This is a genomic window from Enterobacter sp. WPR_3_1, assembly GCF_003635055.1.
Lineage (GTDB): Bacteria > Pseudomonadota > Gammaproteobacteria > Enterobacterales > Enterobacteriaceae > Enterobacter > Enterobacter ludwigii.
On sequence record NZ_RBXU01000011.1, the window covers coordinates 38,800 to 55,787 of the forward strand.

The window sequence follows — 16,988 nt, forward strand, 5'->3', positions numbered from 1 at the left end:
TATGGAACTGACAACACGCACGCTACCGGAACGCAAACACATTGCTCTGGTTGCGCACGATCACTGTAAACAAATGCTGCTTAACTGGGTTCGCCGCCATCAGCCATTGCTGGAAAAGCATGCTCTCTCAGCGACCGGGACAACCGGTAACCTGATCCACCGCGAAACGGGTCTGGAGGTCAATGCCATGCTGAGCGGCCCGATGGGCGGCGACCAGCAGGTCGGCGCTCAGATTTCTGAAGGGAAAATTGATGTACTGATTTTCTTCTGGGATCCGCTGAATGCGGTTCCGCACGACCCGGATGTCAAAGCCCTGCTGCGTCTGGCAACGGTATGGAATATTCCGGTGGCGACGAACCTGTCGACGGCAGATTTCATCATTGAATCCCCGCACTTCAACTCACCGGTTGAGATCCTGATCCCGGATTATCAGCGCTATCTTTCTGAAAGACTGAAGTAGTTTTTTGCCCGGTGGCGACACGCTTACCGGGCCTGCAATATTACCGCTCCGCTATCCCGTTAAGGCTTCCTCGCCACTGGCACATCAATACTCTTCAGAATATCGACAAACACCGACGGCTCCTCTTTGTTGAACAGTAGCCACACGCGATGACGCGCGCGGGTCATCGCCACGTACAGCAAACGCCGCTCTTCGGCGTCCGGAAAATCTTCCGGGACCGGCAGTAACGCCTGTTCCATTACCGACTCTCGTGCCGGAGCAGGGAAACCATCGCTCCCCTCTTTGAGCCCCATCACTATCACATAGTCGGCCTGCTGTCCTTTGCTGGCGTGGATGGTCATAAAATCGAGCTGCAGCTTCGGCCAGCGGGTCGCGGCTTTTTCCAGCGCCGCAGGCTTAAGATGGTGATAGCGTGCCAGCACCAGAATACGTTCATCCGGCTTCGCATAGCCGCTCAGTTTGTCCAGCAGCGGCTCCAGCTGATCGTCCGCCAGCAGGGTAACGGCTTTTTTGTCCCCGGCCCGGAGGCTATTTAGGGGTTTTGCCAGCTGATGCGGGTTCTGCTGGATAAAGCGGTTGGCAACTTCACCAATCCGGGAATTGAAGCGGTAGGTGGTATCCAGATCGCTGCGATCGCCTTCGCCAAAATAGTGATGGAATGCAGTCGTCAGGGAGAGCTGTGCCCCGCTGAAGCGATAGATAGCCTGCCAGTCATCGCCCACCGCAAACAGCGAGGTATGTTTATTTTGCGCCCTTAACGCCGAGAGCAGCGCGGCACGTTGCGGCGAGATATCCTGGAATTCATCCACCAGGATATGCTTCCACGGGCTGACAAAACGGCCCTTCTCAAGAATGATAATGGCCTGATGGATCAAACCGGAGAAATCGACGGCATTTTCCTCTTTCAGCGCGGTTTTCCAGGCTTTCAGCATCGGGGCCATCAGCTTAACCCGCTTCGAAAACAGGGCGCGGATCGTCTCCGGCGCGCTTTCAATCATCTCGGCTTGCGATCCGCCGTGCATCCGCATCAGGCTAACCCAGCGGTCGAGGCGAGAGCCCAGGCGACGAGCCAGTTTTTCATCCTGCCAGAAATTGCCTTCCGGTACGTCCCAGTTGAGTTCTTCTTCCAGCCACTGACGCCACCCTTTAGCCTGCGCCTTTTTCTCACTGCACTGCTGACGCCACGTCTTGATGAACAGCGCCTGACGCGCCTGCGTGTCGTTTTCCAGCTTGCTGATGGCAGGCACTTTTTTACTGCCCTGCTGAATAATATGCAGCGCCAGGGCATGGAAGGTTCTGGCGGTAATATCCCGGGTATGCAGGCGTTCCTGTATGCGTTCGTCCATCTCCTCGGCCGCCTTACGGCCAAACGCCAGCAACAGTATCTGGTCGGCAACAGCCTCACCCGTTGTCAGTAGCCAACCCGCACGGGCCACCAGCACCGACGTTTTGCCGCTTCCGGCACCCGCCAGCACCAGCAGGGACTGCTCGCCGTTAACCACAGCGCGCGCCTGTGCAGGGTTAAGCGGTGAAGATTCAACCGTGCTGAAAAAGTCGGCATAACGGGTCAGCATGGCATCTGTCCACGCCTGGTTGTGCGCCAGCCGGCTCTTGTCTGTATCGCCAAGCCAGGCCTGACACTGACGCCAGGCGTCACGGCAATTGTCGAACTCGTCAAGACGCGTCACGGATAACGGCAGTGCCGCCAGCGCCTGCCTGATCTTTTGCTGCAACCCGGCCGTCTGCTGGCGGGTGAGCCACGTTTGTTGCTCGTTACTTTGTGCAATATCATCCAGTACCTGCTGCAGTACCTGAGCGGCAATCACGCTCATATCCTGGCTCCACTGCTGCCAGAGCATATTCAGGTGATGATGGAAGCGCTGGGTCTCAGCCCACTCGGTACCGTGAAGGCGCACGACTTTATCGTCAGGCAGGACAAACTCCAGTTCGCCCCAGACCAACCCGCGTTTACAGTGGATAGCCAGCAGTTGATTAAACGGAATGAGGTATTCGTGGCGTTCTCCGGAGACTTTCACTCCGGCATTAAGGAGGACAACCCTGTCGTAGGGGTGTTGCGCCAGGCGTTTGCCTAATGATGTTGCTTTCAGTTCCATGTCCAGCCGAATCCACGAAGAGATAATTTACCTGACAGTTTAACTGCCAGTTTTAAGGTGCTCCAGCCTAAAAAAACGTTACAATCACTGGGCGTTAATCATATCGAAAGGAACTGAGGGTTTATGCGTACTGTTCTGAATGTTTTGAATTTTGTGTTAGGCGGTTTTGCCACCACTCTTGCCTGGCTTTTTGCCACGCTGGTGAGCATCGTCCTTATTTTTACGCTCCCCCTGACCCGCTCCTGCTGGGAAATCACCAAACTCTCTTTCATCCCGTACGGGAATGAAGCCGTCCACGTTGACGAACTGAACCCGGAAAGCAAAAACGCACTGCTGAACACGGGAGGCACGGTTCTCAATATTCTGTGGCTGGTTTTCTTCGGCTGGTGGCTGTGTGTGATGCATATCTTTGCCGGTATTGCCCAGTGCATATCCATTATTGGTATTCCGGTGGGGATCGCGAACTTTAAGATTGCCGCCATCGCGCTTTGGCCAGTCGGGCGCAGGGTCGTTTCGGTAGAAGTGGCACAGGCGGCACGTGAAGCAAACGCGCGTCGTCGTTTTCAGTAAATAAGGACTGGCCGTGCTTATGCTAAGCCCACTGCTTCGCCGTTATACCTGGAACAGCATCTGGCTTTATAACGTCAGAATATTTATCGCACTGTGCGGCACGGTTGCCCTGCCGTGGTGGCTGAATGACGTAAAACTCACCATCCCGCTCACGCTGGGAGTGGTTGCGGGGGCGCTGGCGGATCTGGACGATCGCCTTGCCGGGCGCCTGCGTAATCTTGTGATTACGCTGGTCTGTTTTTTTATCGCGTCAGCCTCCGTGGAGCTGCTCTTCCCCTGGCCCTGGCTGTTTGCCATTGGCCTTACGCTCTCTACCAGCGGGTTTATTTTGCTTGGCGGCCTTGGGCAGCGCTATGCCACTATCGCCTTTGGTGCCCTGCTGATCGCCATTTACACCATGCTGGGTGTTTCCCTTTACGAACAATGGTACCAGCAGCCCATACTGCTGTTGCTGGGGGCCATCTGGTATAACCTGCTGACGTTAACCGGGCATCTTATTTTTCCGGTTCGCCCTCTTCAGGACAATCTTGCCCGCAGCTTTGAGCAACTGGCCCACTATCTTGAGCTAAAATCCCGGCTCTTCGATCCGGATATCGAGGAGGAGAGCCAGTCTCCGCTTTACGATTTGGCTCTGGCCAACGGTCAACTGGTCGCCACGCTTAACCAGACGAAAGCCTCACTGCTTACCCGTCTGCGGGGCGATCGCGGTCAGCGCGGAACGCGAAGAACCTTGCACTACTATTTCGCGGCGCAGGATATTCATGAGCGTGCCAGCTCCTCGCACGTTCAGTATGCTGCCCTGCGCGAGAAGTTCCGCTACAGCGACGTGATGTTCCGCTTCCAGCGCCTGCTGTCGATGCAGTCTCAGGCGTGCCAGCAGCTGGCACGCTCCATTTTGCTGCGTACGCCCTATCAACATGACCCGCGCTTCGAACGCGTATTTAGCCATCTTGATGCGGCGCTCGATCGCGTTCAGGCCAGTGGAACATCGCCGGAACATATTAAAGCACTGGGATTTTTGCTGAATAACCTGCGGGCGATAGATGCTCAGCTGGCTACCATTGAATCCGAGCAGGCGATGGCGCTCCCCGATAAAGATGTGGAGAATCAGCTTGCTGATGACAGCGTGCATAGCTTCAGCGATATGTGGCTGCGACTGAGCCGCAACTTTACGCCGGAATCGGCACTGTTTCGCCATGCGGTGAGGATGTCACTGGTGCTGTGCGTGGGTTATGCCATCATTCAGATAACCGGCTTACATCACGGTTACTGGATCCTGCTGACCAGCCTGTTTGTTTGCCAGCCAAACTATAACGCCACCCGCCACCGCCTTGCGCTACGTATTATTGGTACGCTGGTGGGCGTCGCTATTGGGCTGCCGGTGCTCTATTTCGTGCCCTCTGTCGAAGGCCAGCTGATCCTGATCGTGATCACCGGTGTATTGTTCTTCGCCTTTCGTAATGTGCAGTATGCGCATGCCACAATGTTCATCACGCTGCTGGTGCTACTCTGCTTTAACCTGCTGGGTGAAGGATTTGAAGTGGCCCTGCCCCGCGTGATAGATACGCTGATTGGCTGCGCTATCGCCTGGGCGGCGGTCAGTTTTATCTGGCCGGACTGGCGGTTCCGTAATTTACCGCGTGTGGTAGACAGGGCGATGAATGCGAACTGTCGATACCTTGATGCCATCCTTGAGCAGTATCATCAGGGTCGCGATAACCGTCTGGCTTATCGTATCGCGCGTCGCGATGCGCATAACTGTGATGCTGAACTGGCTTCGGTGGTCTCTAACATGTCCACGGAGCCTCGCGCCACGGCAGAAATTCGGGAAACGGCTTTCCGCCTGCTCTGCCTGAACCATACCTTCACCAGCTATATTTCGACGCTGGGTGCCCACCGTGAGAAATTGACTCACCCGGCCATCCTCGCCCTGCTGGATGATGCCGTATGCTATGTCGATGACGCGCTTCATCACCGACCAGCCGATGAGCCTCGCGTTCAACACGCGCTGGATGAACTGGCTCAGCGTATAACGCATATTGACCCGGGAAGCGACAGCAAAGCACCGCTGGTTCTTCAGCAGATTGGCCTCCTTATCGCTCTGCTGCCAGAAATTTGCCGACTGCAACTGCAGATCGCTACCTGGAGGAGTGATTCTCCTGTGGCTCAGGCAGCGCATTAAACCACTCCGTTAACTCCCGGCGAATTCCCGCCGGGAGTGCCGCTTCATGAAGTCCGGCGATGGCCCCTTCCAGTGCGAAGAGCACTTTAATGCTGAGCGCTTTATTTTTCGCCCGCATCTTTAGCCAGCTCGCACGGGCACCCAGCTCCCGCAGCGTCTCTTCATCAGTGATTCCGGCTTCAAAGAGCAGCACTTCAAGCTGAAAGGTGAGATTGGGCAAGTCCTTGAGGCGGTTTCGCCGATCACGCTGCGAACGCTCTTTTCGTGCCGCATTGAGCGCGAACGAGGAGAGCTGAAGCAGCCGTTCTCTGTCCTGCCACAGTCCGTCATCGACACGATAATAATTGAGCAGCACTGGGCGACCCCGTTTCATCAGGGTTAAGAATGATGAGGCATTTTTTACACAGTATTTTGCACTTTCCTCACAGGCCCGGAGATACAGCTCCCCGTCGGAGACCATAGCGAAGACGGCATCATCTACGGCCAGGGTATACCCACCGAACAGCGCACGATGGTGGATTTCACCTAAGGGTGAAAGGTATTCTTGGGATTTATAAATCCGTTCATAAGATATCTTTTTCATGATATTTCCCTTCAAAATCATAAAGTAACAACGAAATTTCTTACTAGCGGATCCGTTAGCAGGAAAATAGGCAACTTATCGTCGTTGAGCAAGATGATTTTTCCAGGCACATCAATAATGAATGAATTTTGCGAGTCGCTTTCCGAAAATGAGGTTGATCTTTATGCATACAGGGGTTACTGTATATCCATACAGTAACTACAGGGCTGGAATGAATATGTACACTTCAGGCTATGCAAATCGCTCAACCTCTCTCTCTTCTTCCGCTGGCAATGTCACGCAGAATTCCACCGGGCGTGTTTCGACAGGGCTTATCAGTGAAGTGGTTTATCGTGAAGACCAGCCCCTGCTCACTCAACTTCTGCTGTTGCCGTTATTACAACAGCTTGGTCAGCAGTCGCGCTGGCAGCTTTGGCTGACGCCTCAACAAAAACTGAGCCGTGAATGGGTGCAGTCCGCGGGCCTGCCGCTGACAAAGGTCATGCAAATTAACCAGCTCTCTCCCTGCGATACCGTGGAATCGATGATCCGGGCGTTACGTACGGGGAATTACAGCGTGGTGATTGGATGGTTATCCGACGAATTGACCGATGAGGATCATTTTCGGCTGACGGAAGCGGCTGAAGAAGGTAGTGCGATCGGGTTGATCATGCGCCCGGTTCGACCAGATTCTTATCGCAGAGGACAACTTTCTGGCCTAAAAATTCACTCAAATTTGTATCATTGAGGAAAATTAAGATTATTCCTGGAATTTTTTTTGACCACAAGATGCGATTTTAGTTCCAGGCGCCAAAACTGCGGCAAGGCTTGTCTGGTGCGGTTCTCCTTAATTTTATTGCACAAAACTCGTTCGAAAAATGTTAAATAATCGGTATACGGAACTTTTTTTTTCATATGCCTGACGGACTTCACACTTGTAAGTTTTCAGCTACGTTGTAGACTTTACATCGCCAGGGGTGCTCGGCCTAAGCCGAAGATATCGGTAGATTTATATTTGACCACGCCCCCCGGTGAAGGATTTAACCGTGAATCTCTATTGAGACCTTCATGGCGAATTTTGGATGATAACGAGGCGCAAAAAATGAAAAAGACAGCTATCGCGATTGCAGTGGCACTGGCTGGCTTCGCTACCGTAGCGCAGGCCGCTCCGAAAGATAATACCTGGTATGCAGGTGGTAAACTGGGCTGGTCTCAGTTCCATGACACCGGCTGGTACAACAGCAGCCTGAACAACGATGGCCCTACTCACGAGAGCCAGCTTGGTGCAGGTGCGTTCGGTGGCTATCAGGTTAACCCGTATGTTGGTTTTGAAATGGGTTACGACTGGTTAGGTCGTATGCCATACAAAGGCGACAACGTAAACGGCGCTTTTAAAGCTCAGGGCGTACAGCTGACCGCTAAACTGGGTTACCCAGTAACTGACGATCTGGACGTGTACACTCGTCTGGGCGGCATGGTATGGCGCGCTGACTCCAGCAACAGCATCGCTGGCGACGACCATGACACCGGTGTTTCCCCAGTATTCGCTGGTGGCGTTGAGTGGGCTATGACCCGTGATATCGCTACCCGTCTGGAATACCAGTGGGTTAACAACATCGGCGACGGCAACACCGTTGGTGTTCGTCCGGACAACGGCATGCTGAGCGTAGGTGTTTCCTACCGTTTCGGCCAGCAGGAAGATGCAGCGCCAATCGTTGCTCCAGCGCCGGCTCCAGCTCCAGAAGTACAGACCAAGCACTTCACTCTGAAGTCTGACGTTCTGTTCAACTTCAACAAAGCTACCCTGAAACCAGAAGGTCAGCAGGCACTGGATCAGCTGTACACCCAGCTGAGCAACCTGGATCCTAAAGACGGTTCTGTAGTGGTTCTGGGCTTCACCGACCGTATCGGTTCTGACGCTTACAACCAGAAACTGTCTGAGAAACGTGCTCAGTCTGTTGTTGATTACCTGATCTCTAAAGGTATCCCAGCTAACAAGATCTCCCCACGTGGTATGGGCGAAGCTAACCCAGTTACTGGCAACACCTGTGACAACGTTAAAGCTCGCGCTGCACTGATCGACTGCCTGGCTCCAGATCGTCGCGTAGAGATCGAAGTTAAAGGCATCAAAGACGTTGTAACTCAGCCAGCGGCATAAGTTATCGTCTTATAAAAAAACCCCGCATTGCGGGGTTTTTTATTATCTGAATCTGAAGAAAACAAAAATCTATTTCTTACCCAACAGAGCCTGAAGATCATTCTTCAGCGTCGACATCTGGTTGGCGTACTTCTCTTTATGCTCGGCATCTTCAATCAACTGCACTATCGTTTCTGACAGCGTTTTCCCACGCCGTTGCGCAAGCCCTGCCAGACGTTGCCAGACCATAAACTCCAGGTCGATGGATTTTTTGCGAGTGTGCTGATGCTCCGCATTAAAATGCCGCTTGCGACGCGCACGAATAGTTTGCTTCATCCGGTTTAACAACGCAGGATTAATGTGTTTCTCAATCCAGCCGTTAACCTGTACCGGTTCATTTTCGAGGGTCAGCAAAATATCCACGGCTTCTTGCGCTGCGCTGGCTTCGATGTAGCAGGTGATCAGCTCCCCTTCACGGTGCTTTTTGACCAGGTACTTCCATTTCCAGCCGCTTTCGAGATTTTCCAGTTGTTGATATTTCATTGCGATCTCAGTGTTACCACGTAACTCTGTTCAGAATATCAGTTTTTTGGCAATCTGCTGAAAAGAAATCATATCCTGTGAGTGAATGCAGCCAATCACCCTGCCGAAATGCCCAATCCTGCTTGGGTAGAGCCCCCCGCTTACGGTATACTCCACGCTTTTACATCTAACTAAAAAACATCAACTTTGACCATTACGAAACTTGCATGGCGTGACCTCGTTCCGGATACCGAGAGCTATCAGGAACTGTTTGCACAACCCGATCTCGCAAAAGAACACGAATTCATCCTTAGCGATACGCAACCCCGTTTGCATTATGCGCTGGAGCAGGTGTTAAGCCCCTGGGCAACATCACCCTTCATGATGCTCAAGGCCCCGGAAGAAGCGGAATATCTGACGCTTCTGGGTGATGCCATGCGCCAGTTGCGACCGCAAGCGAACGCCGTCTTTGGCGGCCAATATCGTATCGCGGGACATGATGTCACATTCGAACCGGCAGAGCAGCCCGACGACCGCTTTGCTGCCAGGGGTGAAGTGATTACCGCTAACTGGGTCGAGGCTGAACAACTCTTTGGTTGTCTGCGCCAGTTTAACGGTGAGCTCTCGCTGCAACCTGGGCTGGTGCACCGCGCGAATGGCGGCGTACTGATCATCTCGTTGCGCACCCTTCTCTCACAACCTCTGCTGTGGATGCGCCTGAAAACGGTGGTTAATCAGCAGCGTTTTGACTGGGTTGGCTACGACGAGTCTCGTCCCCTGCCTGTCTCAGTTCCTTCAATGCCGCTGTCGCTGACCGTGGTGCTGACGGGTGATCGTGAATCGCTGGCTGACTTCCAGGAGATGGAGCCCGAACTGGCTGAGCAGGCGGTCTACAGCGAATACGAAGATAACATCCAGATTACCGATGCCGATGATATGGCACAGTGGTGCCAGTGGGTGTTGAGCGTTGCGGAACGTTTCGCACTGCCAACGCCGGCCGCCGACGCCTGGCCTGGTTTGATCCGCGAAGCGGTTCGCTACACCGGTGACCAGGAGACGCTGCCGCTCTGCCCGCTCTGGATCGGCAAGCAGTTACGTGAAGTGGGTGTCGTCAGCGGTAACGGCGCATTCACCGGTGAGCAGCTTACCCAGATGCTGGCGCAGCGTGAGTGGCGTGAAGGCTATCTTGCTGACCGTATGCAGGATGAAATTCTGCTGGAACAAATTCTGGTTGAGACCGAAGGCGAACGTATCGGGCAGATCAATGCCCTGTCGGTGATTGAATTCCCCGGCCACCCGCGCGCTTTCGGGGAGCCTTCCCGTATCAGCTGCGTTGTGCATGTCGGTGACGGTGAGTTCACTGATATTGAACGTAAAGCCGAGTTGGGCGGCAACATTCACGCTAAAGGCATGATGATCATGCAGGCGTTCCTGATGTCAGAGCTGCAGCTTGAGCAGCAAATCCCCTTCTCTGCCTCGCTGACGTTTGAGCAATCATACAGTGAAGTCGACGGTGATAGCGCCTCTATGGCTGAGCTGTGCGCCTTAATCAGCGCCCTGGCAGAAGTGCCAGTTAATCAGAACATCGCGATCACCGGCTCGGTCGATCAGTTTGGTCGTGCGCAGCCAGTGGGTGGTCTGAACGAAAAGATTGAAGGCTTCTTCTCGATTTGTCAGCAGCGTGGGTTAAACGGCAAACAGGGGGTGATTATTCCTGCCCCTAACGCGCGCCATTTGAGCCTCAGCCAGGACATTCTGGATGCCGTGGAACAGGAACAATTCACCATCTGGGCCATCGAAGGCATTGATGATGCACTACCCTTACTGACAAACCTGGTATGGGACGGCGAAGGGCAAACAACCCTGATGCAGACTATCCAGGAGCGCATTGCTCAGGCGACGCAGCAGGATGCTCGTCATCGTTATCCCTGGCCGTTACGCTGGTTAGGCTGGTTTAGTTCAAACTGATCGGACTTGTTCAGCGTACACGTGTTAGCTATCCTGCGTCCTTCACTAAAATAAGGCTTACTGAGAACATGGTAGATAAACGCGAATCCTATACAAAAGAAGACCTTCTTGCCTCTGGTCGCGGTGAACTGTTTGGCGCTAACGGCCCACAGTTACCGGCCCCGAACATGCTGATGATGGACCGTGTCGTGAAAATGACCGAAACCGGCGGCAACTTCGATAAGGGTTACGTAGAAGCAGAACTCGATATCAACCCGGACCTGTGGTTCTTCGGTTGCCACTTTATTGGCGATCCGGTAATGCCTGGGTGTCTGGGTCTGGATGCAATGTGGCAGCTGGTTGGCTTCTATCTGGGCTGGCTGGGTGGTGAAGGTAAAGGCCGTGCGCTGGGTGTGGGCGAAGTGAAATTCACCGGACAGGTTCTGCCTACTGCGAAGAAAGTGACCTATCGTATTCACTTCAAACGCATCGTTAACCGCCGCCTGATTATGGGCCTGGCAGATGGCGAAGTGCTGGTAGACGGTCGTCAGATTTATACCGCAAACGACCTGAAAGTGGGTCTGTTCCAGGACACTTCCGCGTTCTGATTTCGCGTTGAGCGACCCCATAAAGGCGAAACCTCCGCAGTGCGGAGGTTTCTTTTTTTGAAAGAGACGTTATCAGGCTATGAGTGCCCTGTCGCCGATGGCTTCTCGCCAGCCTCCAAGCCATTGTGACCTTTGATTTATCGTCTGATAAGGACACATTTCTTTAGATCGTCCAGCGATGCCGGCCTGATAACCACGTTGATGAGCCCGTTCCAGGCGATCTCGTTTCTGTCTCTTCATGCCTCGTTTCCCTCATTCTTTTGTCTGGTGGAAAGAAAACAGTGTCTGCACAAACTTGCGCAGGCACAGATAACGAATACCCCGAATTAGTCGCAGCGTCAATGTTCAAAATTCATACGGGTGTCATATTTGTGAGCTACCTGGAAGATCATTTGTACAAAAATTGTGACCCGGCACAAGTAACGGTCTGAAGAGAAACTGAAAAAAAAACCGCAATCAGCAACAGGCCGACTGCGGTTTTTACCGATGAATTTTACTTATGGAAGCCGGGAAATCTCCCTGGCGATGCTGGCCGACTCTTGCGCCCACCCCTGGGCCAGCACTTTCACCATTTCATCGTAGCCATCTTTCTGCTGTTTCAGCTCAAGATGGAAAGGACGCTTAATCATCTGGCCCTGATGGTTCAGCAACCACTCTCCGCTAATCACCACCGCACCGTCATAACGGCCATGGAAACCCGTAACCGTGACGTTCAGCGTATCCTGGTCGTTACCCAGCGGCTGCGAAGCGACAACCCAACCCGGAAGCTGGCTGCCCAGATTGGCCACCAGCGTGTTGCGCAGCTGCTGATCCAGCGGGCTGGCCCACAGGTTGTTTGTCGCAATCACGTATTTTACGTCGCTGGTCTGGTAGACCACGCCGTTGCCTGCCAGATAATCCGGCACGGCAACCTGCTCAACCCACAGCAGACGGTTTCCCTGACTGGCGGTACTTTGTACCCCGTTTTGCGCTGCAAGAGGCAACTGATAGTAGCTCTTGTTCTCCACGCCTGAACTGCACGCCGTTAACAGCAGAGCGCCAACCATTAATAGCCATTTATTCATTCTTTTGCCCTCTTAGGCTCAGGATCCTTTTTATCTTTCGCTTCGAACACCAGCGCGTTGCTCTTCTCATTGAGCGTTTTCAGAACCGGCTGCAGTTCACGCAAGACCTGATCAAGACGTTGCATATCTGCCACCATCTTGTTGTACGCCGCCGAGCCAGGCTGGAAGCCCTGCATACTGCGGTTAAGCTCACGCAGCGTTTTCTGCATATCCTGCGGCAGCTGCTGCATACTCTGGCTTGCGGTGATCTTGTTGATGTTATCCAGCGTGGTTTGCAGGCGACGCATCGTTGCCTGACTTTCGCTGAGCGAACTGGTCGCGGCTTCAATCATCGGATTCAGTGGCAGATTGTTAATCTTATCCAGTGTCTCCATCAGACGCTGCTGGATCTGTGCCAGGCCGCTGCTCACCGTCGGGATGATCTTATAACCACCGAACTCCCGGATACCGGTAATCGGCGGGGCTTTTGGATAGAAGTCCATATCCACATACAGCGCACCGGTCACCAGGTTGCCCGTCTTCAGCGACCCACGCAGACCCCGGTTCATCAGTTCGGTAATATGCGTACCAATATCCTGATTCTCGCCAATCTGGTTGAGCAGACGTTCCGGCTCAATGCGAATCAGCACCGGAATGCGGTAATCGTCATCCAGTACCTGCTGCAGACCCGGTACAAAGAACGGAACTTGCCCCACCGTACCCAGGCGAATGCCGCGGAATTCAACAGGCGCGCCCGGCTGAAGGCCGCGGACGGAATCTTTAAAGAACATCAGGAAGTCGATGTGATCGGTATAGAGTGCGTCCTGAATGCTGCGTTGATCGTCAAAGAGCCTGAACGCCGTTTTCTCTGCAACCGGCTGTCCCAAATCTTGCCCTTCCGGCACATCAAAGCTTACACCGCCACCAAACAGCGTGGTCAGGGAGCCCATCTCCACGCGCATTCCCGCTGACGTTAGATCAACCGCGATCCCGCTGTCCTTCCAGAAACGGACGTTGCTGGTGACCAGCCGATCGTTTGGCGCGTTGATGAACAGCTGATAGCTGATGGTGCGCTTTTGCGGATCAAAGGTACTTGTTTCAACCGATCCCACGCGATAACCGCGGAACAGCACGGGATCGCCCGCCGTTAACTGGCCCGCTTTTTTACTGTCCAGGATCACGCGGATGCCTTTCGCATCTGGCGGCGCAAGCGGTGGTGAGTCAAGCAGCTGGTATTGCGCCGGCTGGCTTCCTTTTTTACCCGGCTGTAGCTCAATGTAGGCGCCGGAGAGCAGCGTACCTAAGCCGCTGATCCCTTCACGTCCTACCTGCGGCTTGACCACCCAGAAAGCAGAATCACCGTGCAGCAGTTTTTCCATGCCCGCGTTCAGGCGTGCCTTGATTTCCACATGGGTTAAATCGTCGGTCAGGGTTGCGCTTTCAACCACGCCCACATCGACGCTACGGCTTTTGATGGTCGTTTTACCGCCCTCAATCCCCTCGGCATTGGTGGTGATGAGCGTCACTTCCGGTCCCTGATGGCTGTAATGATAAAACAGGATCCATGCACCGATCAGCGCGGTCACGATGGGGAAAATCCACACCGGCGACCAGTTTTTGACCTTCTGCACTTTCGCCTCTCCACTCTTATTTTCCATGCTCTTACTGTTCCTCATGGCTTGATTCAGGCTCACGATCCCACGATAAACGAGGGTCGAAGGTCATGGCCGCGAACATGGTCATAATAACGACCAGCGCAAACATTAATGCCCCCATCGCGGGATAAATACTCATCAATCCGCCCATCCGCACCAGTGCAGAGAGAACGGCAATAACAAACACATCAATCATTGACCAGCGTCCAACAAACTCGACGACTTCATAAATCAGGTGCATGCGTTCGCTGTCGCGTTTGCCATGGCCTTTCGCATCCCAGCAGAGCCAGGCAATGGCGATCATTTTTAACGTAGGTACCATAATACTGGCAATAAAGATCACCCCCGCAACGGGATAGGAGCCTTCACCCCACAGCAGTATTACCCCGGCAAGGATTGTCGAGGGCATTTTGTCACCGAGCAAATCGGTGATCATAATCGGCAGGATATTGGCCGGCAGGTACAACATGATGGAAGTCACCAGCAGCGCCATTGTCCACTGCAGGCTATTTTTACGTCGCACATATCCTTTTGTTTCGCAGCGCGGGCACACATCCAGATCGGCTGGCAGCACAGCGGTGCAGCATGGACAAGAACGAAGCCCCTGACGAATGCCTGGCACCCCCACCTTTACCGTCTGCACCAGCGTCGGTGCCGGCGCGATATCGTCCCACGCCCAACGTCTGTCCACACACTGGAAGGCGCGCAGTTGCAGAACGCAGTACAGACACCAGGGAACAAAACTGCTGCCGATACCCACATCGCCATACGCCATCAGTTTGACGAAACTGACCAGGATTCCCGCCAGAAAGATTTCGGCCATACCCCAGCTTTTTAACTGGAACAGGATACGCGCGAGCCAGATTTTAAGCGCGAGGGGCATCGCGACGCGGTTCACCAGCAACAGAATGACGACCAGGCAAAAAGCCGGGACGATCTGTACGAACAGGAGGAAAAAGGTGCCGAGGCTGGCATAGTCTTCCGAGAACATAACCCCCGGAATTTCAAGCAAATCGACCTGGCTGGTCATCCCTCCCACCTTCATATAAATGAAGGGGAAGAGATTGGAAAGCAGCAGCATGAACAACGCTGCCAGCGCATAAGCAGTGGGACGCTGCCTTGGTGCGTCCCACTCGGTTGTCAACGTCGTACCGCAACGGGGACACAGGGCTTTATGTCCGTGACCAAGCTCTGGCAACGCCACGAGCATATCGCATTGAGAGCATAATATATGCCTGTCGGCATGGTGCTGGTCACACATATTGTATCCCTGTTTATGCGCCGTTCTTCAGAGACTCAAGGTACTCCCAGCGCTCAAATGCTTCTTCCAGGGCTTTTTCAGCCGCGGACAGTTCTGCCAGTACTTTTTGAGTATAGTCATGCGATTGGGTAAAGAATGACGCATCAGCGACCTGCGCCTGCAGATCTTCAAGTGCGGCTTCCAGCTCTTCAAGACGCTGAGGGAGTCCTTCCAGTTCGCGCTGCAGGTTATAGCTTAGTTTAACCGAGGTTTTCTTGACAGTTTCTGCTTTTGTTACAGCAGGTTCGGAACTGGTTCTGGATTTAGCCTGTTTTAGCGCCTGAGACTGCGACTGCTGTCCTTTCGCATCGTGATAGCCGCCCACATACTGTCCGATTCGCCCTTCACCTTCGAAGATCCAGCACTCGGTCACGGTGTTATCGACGAACTGACGGTCGTGGCTTACCAGCATCACGGTTCCCTGATAGCCGTCGATCAGCTCTTCCAGCAGTTCGAGCGTTTCCACGTCCAGGTCGTTTGTTGGTTCATCGAGGATCAGCAGGTTACTTGGCTTCAGGAACAGACGTGCCAGCAGCAGACGATTTCGCTCACCGCCTGACAACGCGCGTACCGGCGTCAGCGCGCGTTTCGGATGGAACAGGAAGTCCTGCAGGTAGCCCAGCACATGACGCGGCTTACCGTTAACCATCACCTCTTGTTTACCTTCCGCCAGGTTATCCATCACCGTTCTGTCCGGATCCAACTCCGCACGGTGCTGGTCGAAGTAAGCCACTTCGAGCTTAGTACCGCAGTGAATGCGGCCGCTGTCAGGCTTCAGCTGATCCAGCATCAGCTTCAACAGCGTGGTTTTACCACAGCCATTCGGCCCGATCAGCGCGATTTTATCCCCACGCTGAACCTGTGCGGAGAAGTCTTTCACCAGCACTTTGCCATCAACCTGATAGTTGACGTTTTCCATTTCGAAGACAATTTTGCCGGAACGGGAAGCCTCTTCAACCTGCATTCTGGCGCTGCCCATCACTTCGCGGCGCTCGCTGCGTTCACGACGCATCGCTTTCAGCGCGCGAACGCGGCCTTCGTTACGGGTACGACGGGCTTTGATGCCCTGACGGATCCAGACCTCTTCCTGCGCCAGCTTGCGGTCGAATTCAGCGTTCTGCAACTCTTCCACACGCAGGTTTTCTTCTTTCTCCAGCAGATAGGTATCGTAATCGCCAGGGTAGGTCACCAGCTTGCCGCGATCGAGATCGACAATACGCGTGGCCATATTGCGGATAAACGAACGGTCGTGGGAGATAAAGATAATGGTCCCGTTGAAGGTTTTGAGGAACCCTTCCAGCCAGTCTATCGCTTCGATATCCAGGTGGTTCGTCGGTTCATCCAGCAGCAGTACTTTCGGCCCGCTGACCAGCGCGCGGCCAAGCGCAGCCTTACGCAGCCAGCCGCCAGAAAGCGCCGACAGCTCCATGTCCGGTTCCAGTCCGAGCTGTGCCAGCACTTCATTGATGCGGTTTTCGAGCTGCCACAGGCCGTGGTGATCGAGCATCTCCTGCACTTTCGCCAGTTCGTTAAGATTCTTGTCGCTCGGGTCGGTCATCACCAGGTGAGAAATCTCGTGATAACGCTTCAGGTATTCAGCCTGCTCAGAGATACCTTCGGCAACAAAATCGTAAACGCTGCCGGTCACGTGACGCGGCGGATCCTGCTGCAGGCGAGAGACGATAAGATCCTGCTCGTAAACAATACGCCCGTCGTCCAGGCCCTGTTCGCGGTTGAGGATTTTCATCAGCGTGGATTTACCCGCGCCGTTACGGCCGACCAGACAGACGCGCTCGTTGTCCTCGATGTGCAGTTCTGCATTGTCGAGAAGCGGCGAGTCGCTGAAAGAGAGCCACGCGCCGTGCATACTAATTAAAGACATGTATTA

15 protein-coding genes are annotated in these 16,988 nt (G+C 53.9%); 7 read left to right on the forward strand and 8 right to left on the reverse strand.

What is annotated here, in order from left to right; all coding sequences use genetic code 11:
• Position 1: 1 nt before the first annotated feature.
• A complete protein-coding gene (gene mgsA / locus BJ887_RS14310) occupies positions 2 to 460 on the forward strand; it encodes a methylglyoxal synthase (protein ID WP_020884788.1) in 459 nt (152 codons plus the stop codon).
• Positions 461 to 519: 59 nt separating this feature from the next.
• Here the strand turns inward: mgsA and helD are convergent, their stop codons facing one another.
• Complete coding sequence (gene helD / locus BJ887_RS14315) at positions 520 to 2,574, reverse strand: DNA helicase IV (protein ID WP_047357173.1); 2,055 nt, start codon at positions 2,572 to 2,574, stop codon at positions 520 to 522.
• Between the two features lie 123 nt (positions 2,575 to 2,697).
• Here helD and BJ887_RS14320 point away from each other — a divergent pair, with 123 nt between their 5' ends.
• The gene (locus BJ887_RS14320; protein WP_121340030.1) at positions 2,698 to 3,144 is read left to right on the forward strand and encodes a YccF domain-containing protein; all 447 of its coding nucleotides are present in this window, start codon (positions 2,698 to 2,700) and stop codon (positions 3,142 to 3,144) included.
• 19 nt (positions 3,145 to 3,163) lie between these two features.
• A complete protein-coding gene (gene yccS, locus BJ887_RS14325) occupies positions 3,164 to 5,326 on the forward strand; it encodes a YccS family putative transporter (RefSeq protein WP_121340031.1) in 2,163 nt (720 codons plus the stop codon).
• On the opposite strand, the gene BJ887_RS14330 is transcribed toward yccS, so the two are convergent.
• Positions 5,283 to 5,909, reverse strand: a complete 627-nt coding sequence (locus BJ887_RS14330; RefSeq protein ID WP_020884792.1) for a TfoX/Sxy family DNA transformation protein — start codon at positions 5,907 to 5,909, stop codon at positions 5,283 to 5,285. The genes yccS and BJ887_RS14330 overlap by 44 nt on opposite strands.
• 217 nt (positions 5,910 to 6,126) lie before the next feature.
• Between BJ887_RS14330 and sulA the strand changes: the two genes are divergently transcribed.
• Together sulA and ompA are read left to right on the forward strand one after the other, a co-directional pair.
• On the forward strand, positions 6,127 to 6,636 hold the full coding sequence (gene sulA, locus BJ887_RS14335) for an SOS-induced cell division inhibitor SulA (RefSeq protein ID WP_025204536.1): 510 nt from the start codon (positions 6,127 to 6,129) through the stop codon (positions 6,634 to 6,636).
• Positions 6,637 to 6,990: 354 nt separating this feature from the next.
• Entirely contained in the window at positions 6,991 to 8,046 is a 1,056-nt protein-coding gene (gene ompA / locus BJ887_RS14340) for a porin OmpA (RefSeq protein WP_020884794.1), read from the forward strand.
• A gap of 69 nt (positions 8,047 to 8,115) precedes the next feature.
• On the opposite strand, the gene matP is transcribed toward ompA, so the two are convergent.
• Entirely contained in the window at positions 8,116 to 8,568 is a 453-nt protein-coding gene (matP, locus tag BJ887_RS14345; protein ID WP_014169429.1) for a macrodomain Ter protein MatP, read from the reverse strand.
• A gap of 186 nt (positions 8,569 to 8,754) precedes the next feature.
• Here matP and BJ887_RS14350 point away from each other — a divergent pair, with 186 nt between their 5' ends.
• Together BJ887_RS14350 and fabA are read left to right on the forward strand one after the other, a co-directional pair.
• Positions 8,755 to 10,515, forward strand: coding sequence for a Lon protease family protein (locus tag BJ887_RS14350; RefSeq protein WP_121340032.1), 1,761 nt, complete (start codon positions 8,755 to 8,757; stop codon positions 10,513 to 10,515).
• A gap of 68 nt (positions 10,516 to 10,583) precedes the next feature.
• Positions 10,584 to 11,102, forward strand: coding sequence for a bifunctional 3-hydroxydecanoyl-ACP dehydratase/trans-2-decenoyl-ACP isomerase (gene fabA / locus BJ887_RS14355; protein ID WP_014169427.1), 519 nt, complete (start codon positions 10,584 to 10,586; stop codon positions 11,100 to 11,102).
• A 72-nt stretch (positions 11,103 to 11,174) separates the two neighbouring features.
• Here the strand turns inward: fabA and rmf are convergent, their stop codons facing one another.
• The 5 genes from rmf to BJ887_RS14380 form a co-directional block, all read right to left on the reverse strand.
• The gene (rmf, locus tag BJ887_RS14360; protein WP_013097261.1) at positions 11,175 to 11,342 is read right to left on the reverse strand and encodes a ribosome modulation factor; all 168 of its coding nucleotides are present in this window, start codon (positions 11,340 to 11,342) and stop codon (positions 11,175 to 11,177) included.
• Positions 11,343 to 11,599: 257 nt separating this feature from the next.
• Positions 11,600 to 12,166 (reverse strand): membrane integrity-associated transporter subunit PqiC, encoded by a 567-nt coding sequence (gene pqiC / locus BJ887_RS14365; RefSeq protein WP_025204538.1) that lies wholly within the window; start codon positions 12,164 to 12,166, stop codon positions 11,600 to 11,602.
• The gene (gene pqiB, locus BJ887_RS14370) at positions 12,163 to 13,803 is read right to left on the reverse strand and encodes an intermembrane transport protein PqiB (protein WP_020884796.1); all 1,641 of its coding nucleotides are present in this window, start codon (positions 13,801 to 13,803) and stop codon (positions 12,163 to 12,165) included. Before pqiB ends, pqiC begins: the two co-directional genes overlap by 4 nt.
• A gap of 4 nt (positions 13,804 to 13,807) precedes the next feature.
• Positions 13,808 to 15,061, reverse strand: a complete 1,254-nt coding sequence (pqiA, locus tag BJ887_RS14375) for a membrane integrity-associated transporter subunit PqiA (protein WP_020884797.1) — start codon at positions 15,059 to 15,061, stop codon at positions 13,808 to 13,810.
• A 13-nt stretch (positions 15,062 to 15,074) separates the two neighbouring features.
• A complete protein-coding gene (locus BJ887_RS14380) occupies positions 15,075 to 16,982 on the reverse strand; it encodes an ABC transporter ATP-binding protein (protein WP_014169423.1) in 1,908 nt (635 codons plus the stop codon).
• Positions 16,983 to 16,988: the final 6 nt, after the last annotated feature.